General features: G+C 45.7%; 8 protein-coding genes and 1 other RNA gene. 5 read left to right on the plus strand and 4 right to left on the minus strand.

The features are described from left to right. Positions 1 to 15: 15 nt before the first annotated feature. Positions 16 to 1,134 carry an ATP-binding response regulator gene (locus tag P5674_RS02210; protein ID WP_152088309.1) on the minus strand — a complete coding sequence of 373 codons (1,119 nt, stop codon included), beginning with the start codon at positions 1,132 to 1,134 and terminating at the stop codon, positions 16 to 18. A gap of 274 nt (positions 1,135 to 1,408) precedes the next feature. Here P5674_RS02210 and P5674_RS02215 point away from each other — a divergent pair, with 274 nt between their 5' ends. Continuing rightward, positions 1,409 to 2,119, plus strand: a complete 711-nt coding sequence (locus tag P5674_RS02215) for a response regulator (RefSeq protein ID WP_006618794.1) — start codon at positions 1,409 to 1,411, stop codon at positions 2,117 to 2,119. 361 nt (positions 2,120 to 2,480) lie between these two features. Next, positions 2,481 to 2,930, plus strand: coding sequence for a response regulator (locus P5674_RS02220; RefSeq protein WP_315669766.1), 450 nt, complete (start codon positions 2,481 to 2,483; stop codon positions 2,928 to 2,930). On the opposite strand, the gene P5674_RS02225 is transcribed toward P5674_RS02220, so the two are convergent. Then, the gene (locus P5674_RS02225; protein ID WP_315669767.1) at positions 2,921 to 4,855 is read right to left on the minus strand and encodes an adenylate/guanylate cyclase domain-containing protein; all 1,935 of its coding nucleotides are present in this window, start codon (positions 4,853 to 4,855) and stop codon (positions 2,921 to 2,923) included. The two genes, P5674_RS02220 and P5674_RS02225, sit on opposite strands and share 10 nt — an antisense overlap. A gap of 112 nt (positions 4,856 to 4,967) precedes the next feature. On the opposite strand from P5674_RS02225, the gene rnpB reads away from it, so the two are divergent. After that, positions 4,968 to 5,349, plus strand: an RNA gene (rnpB, locus tag P5674_RS02230) — RNase P RNA component class A. A 48-nt stretch (positions 5,350 to 5,397) separates the two neighbouring features. On the opposite strand, the gene P5674_RS02235 is transcribed toward rnpB, so the two are convergent. Beyond that, positions 5,398 to 5,601 carry a hypothetical protein gene (locus P5674_RS02235; RefSeq protein WP_006616481.1) on the minus strand — a complete coding sequence of 68 codons (204 nt, stop codon included), beginning with the start codon at positions 5,599 to 5,601 and terminating at the stop codon, positions 5,398 to 5,400. A 69-nt stretch (positions 5,602 to 5,670) separates the two neighbouring features. Here P5674_RS02235 and P5674_RS02240 point away from each other — a divergent pair, with 69 nt between their 5' ends. Further along, positions 5,671 to 6,237 carry a cupin domain-containing protein gene (locus tag P5674_RS02240; RefSeq protein WP_315669768.1) on the plus strand — a complete coding sequence of 189 codons (567 nt, stop codon included), beginning with the start codon at positions 5,671 to 5,673 and terminating at the stop codon, positions 6,235 to 6,237. A gap of 61 nt (positions 6,238 to 6,298) precedes the next feature. Beyond that, positions 6,299 to 7,669: a protein kinase domain-containing protein gene (locus P5674_RS02245; RefSeq protein ID WP_315669769.1), complete on the plus strand. Its 1,371-nt coding sequence runs from the start codon at positions 6,299 to 6,301 to the stop codon at positions 7,667 to 7,669. Here P5674_RS02245 and P5674_RS02250 read toward each other — a convergent pair whose 3' ends face one another. Further along, positions 7,670 to 8,416, minus strand: a complete 747-nt coding sequence (locus P5674_RS02250; RefSeq protein ID WP_315669770.1) for a WecB/TagA/CpsF family glycosyltransferase — start codon at positions 8,414 to 8,416, stop codon at positions 7,670 to 7,672. Positions 8,417 to 8,653: the final 237 nt, after the last annotated feature.

An 8,653-nucleotide genomic window follows, 5' to 3' on the forward strand; every position in this document is an offset into this window, starting at 1 on the left:
ACTCGCACTAATTTTTTAGGCCAACTTTTGGGGTAATTTCACCGTAAAACAGCTACCCTGACCCTTTTGGGATGTGACATCAATAATACCATGATGGGCGGCGACAATTCGGGAGACCAAATGCAGTCCTAAGCCACTTCCCGATCGCTTATGGTTTCCTTGACGAAAGCGATCGAAAATAATGGCGCGATCGGGGTCCGACATTCCCTCTCCGGTATCCTCAACTTGTAGAATTATCTCAGGTGTGCCATTAGTGGGGTTGGCTGCTACCTGTAGCCGGACGGTAATTTTCCCCAGGTCAGTGAATTTAATGGCATTTCCCAGCAAATTCATCACCACCCGGCGCAATTCTAAGGGGTCGCCAACCATTGATAGATCCGGTTGGATCTCGTCTATATGGATAATTAAGCCTTTTTCCATAGCCAGGGGGGTCAATTCTTCGACTACCTCTTTGACTAATGCACTCAAGTCTAGGCTGGAGAAGGCAATAGTTTTGCGATCGGCTTCATAGCGATATACTTCTAATAGGGTATTGACCATCTGTAGGAGGTTTTGGTTACTGCTAATCATGGTAGCGATCGCCTCCGACATAGTTGGGGTCACTTGTCCCAATGCGCCCTGCTGGAATAGTTTTAACATCCGATCTGCCGCCACCAGGGGAGTCCGTAGGTCGTGGGTGAGGCGAGAGACAAAATCTTCTCGTTGGCGTGCCATTTGCACCTGTTCATCTATACTCTCTTTAAGTCGGAGTAGCGATCGCACCCTGGCTAGGAGTTCGTCAATTTCTACCGGTTTACGGATAAAATCATCAGCCCCCGCGTCCAGTCCTTCCACTACACTAGATTGATCATGGGCTGTAATCAATAAAATCGGGATAAATGGGAGGTTAGGGTTATTGCGGATACGCCGAGTTACTTCGTAGCCATCAATTCCCGGCATCATCACATCCAATAATACCAGTTGGGGCGGCTTCTCTAATATCGTTTTTAGGGCTGACTCTCCGTCCGGTTGACAATAGACCGTGTATCCCTCGTCGGCTAACATGGCTTCAATCAGAAATAGATTCTCTGGGGAGTCATCAACCGCTAAAATATGTGGGCGGGAGTATGTTGAGGGGACAGCAGAAGAATACATAGTTATTGTATTTGGTCAGAAATTATCCAAAAAGCTAAAGTTGGGGACACTATAGAGCGCGTTTAGACCACTTTAACAGTTAATGGCTCCGGTCTGATTCAGATACTCTTGCCTAGAATCGGAGATTATCTCTATGTCCGATTAAAGGTGGTACAATCATTGTTTCTGGGCTGACAATAACTCAGGGTCAGCGTCGCACCAGTCACAGGATGGCAGATTTTAAGTTGTCTAGGATTGAACTACTGGTATTTGAGAATTTTCTGGAGGGTAAATGATGAAAACTATTCGGGTGGTTTTAATTGAAGATCATGATTTAACTCGTGTGGGTTTAAAAACCGCCCTACAACAGAGTGAACAGGTGGAGGTGGTCGGGGAAGCCGCCACCGGTCGCCAGGGTTTGGAAGTGTTGAAATTGACTCGACCTGATGTGGCAATTATTGATATTGGTTTACCTGATATTGATGGGATTGAATTAACTCAAACTTTTAAGGAATATCTCCGTAGCCAAAAGGGACCCAATACTAAGGTTTTGATTTTGACTATGCACGATAATAAAGATGCTGTGATGGGCGCTTTTTCGGCGGGGGCAGATTCTTATAGTGTTAAAGATGTGAGTATCGATCGCTTAATGGAAGCCATCCAAGTCACCAGTGAAGGTAATTCCTGGATTGACCCGGTTATTGCTCGCACGGTTTTACAACAGGCTCAAAATCTACCCGGGGAAAATACCAACGCGGCTACTGTTACTATAAATGCTGTTGAACCAGAATATAAAGAATTTTTATCTACTTGTCCCTTAACTGAGCGGGAATTGGAGGTTTTAGAATTGATTGTCGGCGGACGCAGTAACGCCGAAATTGCCGAAAAGTTATATATTACTGTGGGTACAGTTAAGACTCATGTTCGCAGTATTTTAAATAAGTTATGTGCTGACGATCGCACTCAGGCTGCGGTGAGAGCTTTACGCTCCGGGTGGATTGAATAATTGCATTAATTACTATTCCCCCAGACTGATTTTCTGTGATGGTCTCTTCCCTGAGAACATGGGTTTTAGCCTGTTGACAATATCGGTAGATTTATGTTAATCAGCCGATTCGCCGATAAGTTAACATCAAATCTTGACATAGGTATTTTATACTTCCCTAGATAGAGGTTAGACAGATTATAAGTTCTTAGTATAGGATGGGTAACTGAGAAAGCTACCCTCAAAATCATTGCCATCTCTATGATACTACTGACCCAGATATCAGGATTAACTCTGTTATCAAAGTTGAGAGTTTTCGCCCTAGCCTCCTAGGGGGTATAGTTGGGAAAATCAGGCTTGATATTGTCAACAGTAAGTTATTATGATTCACATGAACAGTTGCGAGAGTGTAATTCCACCCAATTCGGCTAATATTCTGATAGTAGATGACTCTATGGATGGCAGATTATTAGTAGAAATTCTGCTGCAAGATGCCGGATATAACGTGCAAACAGCCGAAAGTGGTCAGGTGGCATTGCAGATGGTTGAGTCATCAACACCCGACTTAATTATTTTGGATTTAATGATGCCAAAAATGAGCGGTTATGATGTGATCAAAATTTTGAGGTGTCAACAAGGCCTCCCATTTATCCCCGTCTTAATTATGACGGCTTGTGGCTATTTAGAAGACCGGGAAGAGGCTCATATCGATGTGGATGGCATCATTTATAAACCGATTGATTTGGAGGTATTATTGTCTCAAGTGGAGGGTTTGCTAAAGAAGACAAAAAAGCCTAGACTGAATCAATACTATTTGGGGTGTTATGCTTGAGGTGGAGATTGCCAGCCGACAATCCGATAAACATCAATAAGTTGCTGTTTTCCCTTGAGAGGAATAAACCCCCAAGATTCCAGATCAAAAACATCGGGAAGATAGACTAAGGTTTGATAAGCAGTGAGGATGCGACATGGTTCAGACTGTCTATCTTTCTCGCAACTTTCGAGGCGAGAAGCAATATTAACAGAATCTCCCAATAAACCATATTCTAGTCGATCGCGACTGCCTAAACTGCCAGCAACTAAGGGTCCGGTAAAAATCCCAACTCTCATTTCAATAAGGGGTAGATTTTGGGATTGCCAAAGTTGATTTAACTCGATGAGGCGATCGCGCATTTCCAAAGCACAAGCCACGGCTGCATAGGCATCTTGAGCGATTTCTGCGTCGGTAGTGCGGGCGATAGGAACACCAAAGGCAGCCATAATCCCATCCCCCATAAACTTGTTAATAATGCCTCGATGACTATGAACACATTGGGTTAAGGTAGCCAGATACTGATTGAGCCATTCGATTAGCTGTTCTGGGGGTATTTGCTCGGAAATAGTGCTGAAATTGCGGATATCAGTAAATAGCATAGTAGCCACGAGTTTTTCTCCGGGTAACTTCCCGTTAGTCATCAGGCGATCGCGACTATTCCATAAAGCCTTGGCGATTTCTGGGGAGGCATTTTGTCCGAGTAATCCCATCACCACCTGTTGCTGTCGCTGGGCACGAAATCCCAGATAAATAATCACAATCACAGAGGTAAATAGGAGAGTCAGGCTAGGCGCAATCATGGGAACCCAGACACTGTTTAAAAATAGGTAAAATCCCCCCACCCACAAAATTCCTAACATGAGTGGGGGGCAAAATATCCACACCAGGGGATGACGCACCACGACCACCACCATGACACCTGCTACCCCCCAAACTATAGCCCAGATAAACTCTGTCCACTGTGGCCAAAACACAAATAAAGAACGTTCCCCCGCCACTGCATCCAAAAGTTGGCTAACCATTTGGGCGTGAATTAACACTCCTGGCATTTTGGGGGAAATTTTGCGGCTGGGACTATAGGGAGTCAGAAATAGATCTTTTCCACTGGGGGCGATCGTTCCGATTAAGACGATTTTATCCTCTACCCAAGAGGGGGGGATGTTACCATAGATAACTTCGCTAACACTGACAACCCTGGCGACGGCTTTACGGGAGCGGTAATCGAGGAGAATTTGATATCCTTGGTCATCAATGGTCTGATATCCGCCGCTGGTGTGGTGAAGGGGTAAAAATTCCGCGCGACCCCAACGAATACCATCAGGGTGAAGGGGGCTATTGGTGGGGTTAATGCCCTGTTTTTGCCAATATCTGAGGGCGAGTTGCATGGAAAATGAGTAGAAGGTTTCGTCTTCAATGGTGGCTAACATTAAATTGCGGCGCACAACTCCATCAGGGTCTAGTAACAAATCATTGAATCCGACGCGATTGGGGGGGACTGTGGGAGGGGCGGGGGTTCCCTGAATGTCTGAGTCTCCCAGGGCTTTGATGGTGATAATTTTGGGGTTGTCAAGCTGTTGGACTAATGATTGATGTCCGGGTTCATAGGGAATGTCGCGATAGATATCTAAACCGATCGCTTGAGGTTGTAGCTGGGAGAGGCGATCTAAAAGTTGGGCGATAACTTCATCAGATAAAGGCCAGCGATTAAAGGCGAGTATGTCTTCCTCGGTGATACCCACTATCAATAATCGCGGATCTGGTTCTAAATCGTCGCGTAGTCGCACCATCACATCAAAGGCTATCAATTCCAGGGTCTGGAGTCCTCCTAGCTGTTTCAGCAACAAAATTCCCAGGATGATGCTTGCATTGGCGATCGCACAGGCGATAATTTCTTTGAGATCAGCCCCTTTGTTTTTGAAAACTTCCAACCACTTCCGACTCACAGTTAATCCCCATTTTGTCCAGCCATTCCCATTATTATTCTTACCGATCAGCTAAAGACTGGGGGAAATTGAGGCGGGGCGTGCGGATATTTGTTATAATTTGGTGTGGGTAAGAGTCAGCGATGGCGGTTGCGGATTCATTGGTTTGAATCTGAGGAAAGTCCGGGCTCCCGAAAGACTAGACTTGCTGGGTAACTCCCAGTGCGAGCGATCGTGAGGATAGTGCCACAGAAACATACCGCCAAAGGGGCTATTTAGCTCACTGGTAAGGGTGCAAAGGTGCGGTAAGAGCGCACCAGCGATATCGTGAGGTATCGGCTCGGTAAACCCCGGTTGGGAGCAAGGTCGCAGGGATGACGGTTGGTCTTTTACCGATCCCGTTTATGGTGTACCGCTAGAGGTATCTGGTAACAGATATCCCAGATAGATAACTGCTATCTTGATTGCTATTTGCAGTTGAGACAACAGAACCCGGCTTATGTCTGGCTCTTGCCTTTTTCTTAACCCTACAAAAAAAGGGGTTTCTGGGCGGTGGGGAAGTGTTAATCATCGGGAAATTGCCAACAGGATATCCTTTCGATTTTTGTGCTTCCACAACTAGGGCAGTTTTCATCCCAGGCTGAACCTACCCACTCGGCTTCACAGTCTCGACAATGACAGAAAACGTTATTTATATCAGCCTGGCGAATTTGCGATCGCCAAGTTTCTAACAGGTCCTGATGGTTGGTTGATGTATCTTCAGACATAAGTGATGATTTCTGGGTTGGGCTATGTGAATATGGTATAATAAGAGGCGCTGATTATCAATAGTAACTATGGCAATCTTACATCTGGAAAATGGCACGAGTTATTCTAACCTAGAAGATATTAGCCGAGAACTTTCTGCTTTGAATGTTAACTTAAATAAATGGCCGGTGGGAGATAACCCAGAAATTCGCGGCTTGTTAAGTGAGGCGGCTTTGAATGATCACCAAAAAGAACAGGTGTTAGAATCTCTGGATGGCTATTTTCAACAACTCCAGGAAACGGCTGGTTATCAGTCGAGGGATTTAATCGTTTTACATCCCGATATCCCTAACTTAGACAGCCTACTGGCTAAGTTTGAGCAGTGCCACACCCATGCTGATGATGAGGTGCGCTATATTATTGATGGGGAGGGTGTGTTTGGTTTTGTGGGTGTTGATGGTGGTCAAATGGAGTTGGTGATTGAAGCTGAAGAATATATTAATGTTCCAGCGGGGACAGAACACTGGTTTCACCTAACGGATACTAAGAGAATTAAAGCGGTGCGCTATTTTAGCAATATGTCGGGATGGACTCCAGAATATACTAACACGAAAATTCGGATTTCCCCGGCTAATTCGGCGGTGGTTTTTGGTTGATGGAGCGATCGCACTGGGTCAGGTAAAATAAGGCTAGGGGGTTGTCGATGAGGGAGGGTCAATGAGTCAATGTCTAAATCCTGACTGTCTGGCTAATAACCCACCTGATAGCAAGTTTTGTCAGCGATGTGGTGCTAAACTATTATTAAAAGAACGCTATAGGGCGATCGCTATTATCGGTCAGGGAGGGTTTGGTCGCACTTTTAAAGCCATTGATGAGGACAAACCCTCGAAGCCTATTTGTGTGATTAAACAGTTTTTTCCCCAAGGGGTGGGGACTCAGGGAGTTGTGAAAGCTAAACAACTGTTTGAACTGGAAGCGGTGCGTTTAGATGACTTGGGACATCATCCCCAAATCCCGGAACTTTATGCTTATTTTACCCAGGATAATCGCCAATATTTAGTGCAGGAATATATCCCCGGTAAAACGCTGCTAAATGAGTTAAAAACCCAGGGAAAATTTAGCCAGCAACAGGTGATTAATCTCCTGGGTAGTTTGTTACCTCTGTTGGATTTTATCCATGGAAAGCAGGTAATTCACCGGGATATTAAACCGGATAATATTATCAGAAGACATCCCGATCATCAACTGATTTTAGTGGATTTTGGGGCGGCAAAATTTGCCACAGCGAAGGCTTTAACGAGTCCGGGGACTAGCATAGGTTCATCGGGATATGCGGCACCGGAACAAACCTTGGGACAGGCTAACTTTAGCAGTGATATTTATAGCTTGGGTGTGACCTGTCTTTATTTGTTAACCCAGGTGCAACCTTGGCAATTATATAATGTTCATGATGGGGAATGGAATTGGCGCAAATATTTAGGCGATCGCCTTAATTCTCGGTTAGCGGATCTGCTAGATAAAATGGTGATGACCAGCAGCAATAAACGCTACCAATGCGCCCAAGAAGTGCGGGAAGATATGAAGTCATGGCTATCACCATCTACGGACTATAGCTTCCTGGAAAAGCTGCTCAAAAGTGGCAGATGGAGGGATGCCGACCGGGAAACGACCACCTTAATTTTAGCAGTAGCAAATCGGGAAAGTCAAGGTTCTTTGGATATCGAGAGTTTGGGAAAGTTACCCTGTGATATATTCCGCACCATTGATCAGCTTTGGTGTCAATATAGTAATGGTCGGTTTGGGTTTAGTGTCCAGTATCGAATTTGGAAGGAAATCGGGGGTTCTACCAATGCGGATATAGAGACTTATAACCTGTTTGGGGAAAGGGTGGGATGGCGGCGACCGAATGACTGGTTATGGTACAATAACCTAGTGTTTGAAATAGACAAAGCCCCCCCCGGTCATCTCCCGTCGGGGAGGGTGGGGGATATTGCGATCGCCAGTAGATTAATGGGGAAATTGGGAGGGTTTGGATTAGCGAGAATTTTGGCAATTATGGCTAAATTAGAGGAGTGTGGAATCGGCTAATTAAGACTTGATTAAAGCCTTCCAAGCAAAATGGGGTAAAGCCAACATCCGCCGCCAGCGCCAAGGTTCCTGATACAAACGATAAAGCCATTCTAAATGATGTTCACAAAACCAAGCGGGGGCTCGTTGTTTTTCTCCGGCCCAAATATCAAAACTGCCACCGACTCCAATCCACACCGCATCAGGACATAAATGGCGATGTTTAGCAATCCAAAACTCTTGACGGGGAACGCCTAAACCGACTAGAATTAATTGAGGTTGTAGTTCCTGGAGACTGGCAAGCATTTCCTGTTCTTCGGAGTCGGACAGGTAGCCGTGATAGGAGGCGATCGCCAAGCCTTTAATGTGGCGCTGAAAATTGTCTGCTGCTTTTTGAGCAATACCAGGTTTTCCACCATAGAAAAACACCAATCCAGAGGGTCTTAGCTGGTTGACCTGATTAAGGAGGGTTTCGGCTAATTCAATTCCGGGACAACGGCGGATAGGGTGTCCTTTGAATTTCAAATAAAGCACGACACCCGCGCCGTCAGGAATGACTAGGTCGGCGCTTCGGATTAACTGGGCTAGGGGTTGATTAGATTCGGCGGCGATCGCCATTTCAGCATTGAGGGTAATGACATTAGTTCCCAAACCCTGACTCAGCCGCCATGACAGCCACTGGCTATAATTATCAGCCAAATGGACTGGTAATCCTAAAACGGGAAAGGTTGGCAAATGTGTTTCTGGTGTCGATGGACCTGGTTTCATTGAGTCAATTAGCAAAAATCCCTTGCAGGTGATTATACCCTGGCGATCGCTCTCAAAATTAACTAATTTCTGGGGTTTCGCTCTGCTGGGGGGAGTTGCTGGCTGTGAAAATGCGATCGCTCTGCTGGGGGGAGTTGCTGGCTGTGAAAATGCGATCGCTCTGCTGGGGGGAGTTGCTGGCTGTGAAAATGCGATCGCTCTGGTTGGGGGAGTTGCTGGCTGTGAAAATGCGATCGC

Origin of the sequence: Limnospira sp. PMC 289.06, from assembly GCF_032350395.1 — a bacterium.
Taxonomy (GTDB): Bacteria; Cyanobacteriota; Cyanobacteriia; order Cyanobacteriales; family Microcoleaceae; genus Limnospira; species Limnospira platensis.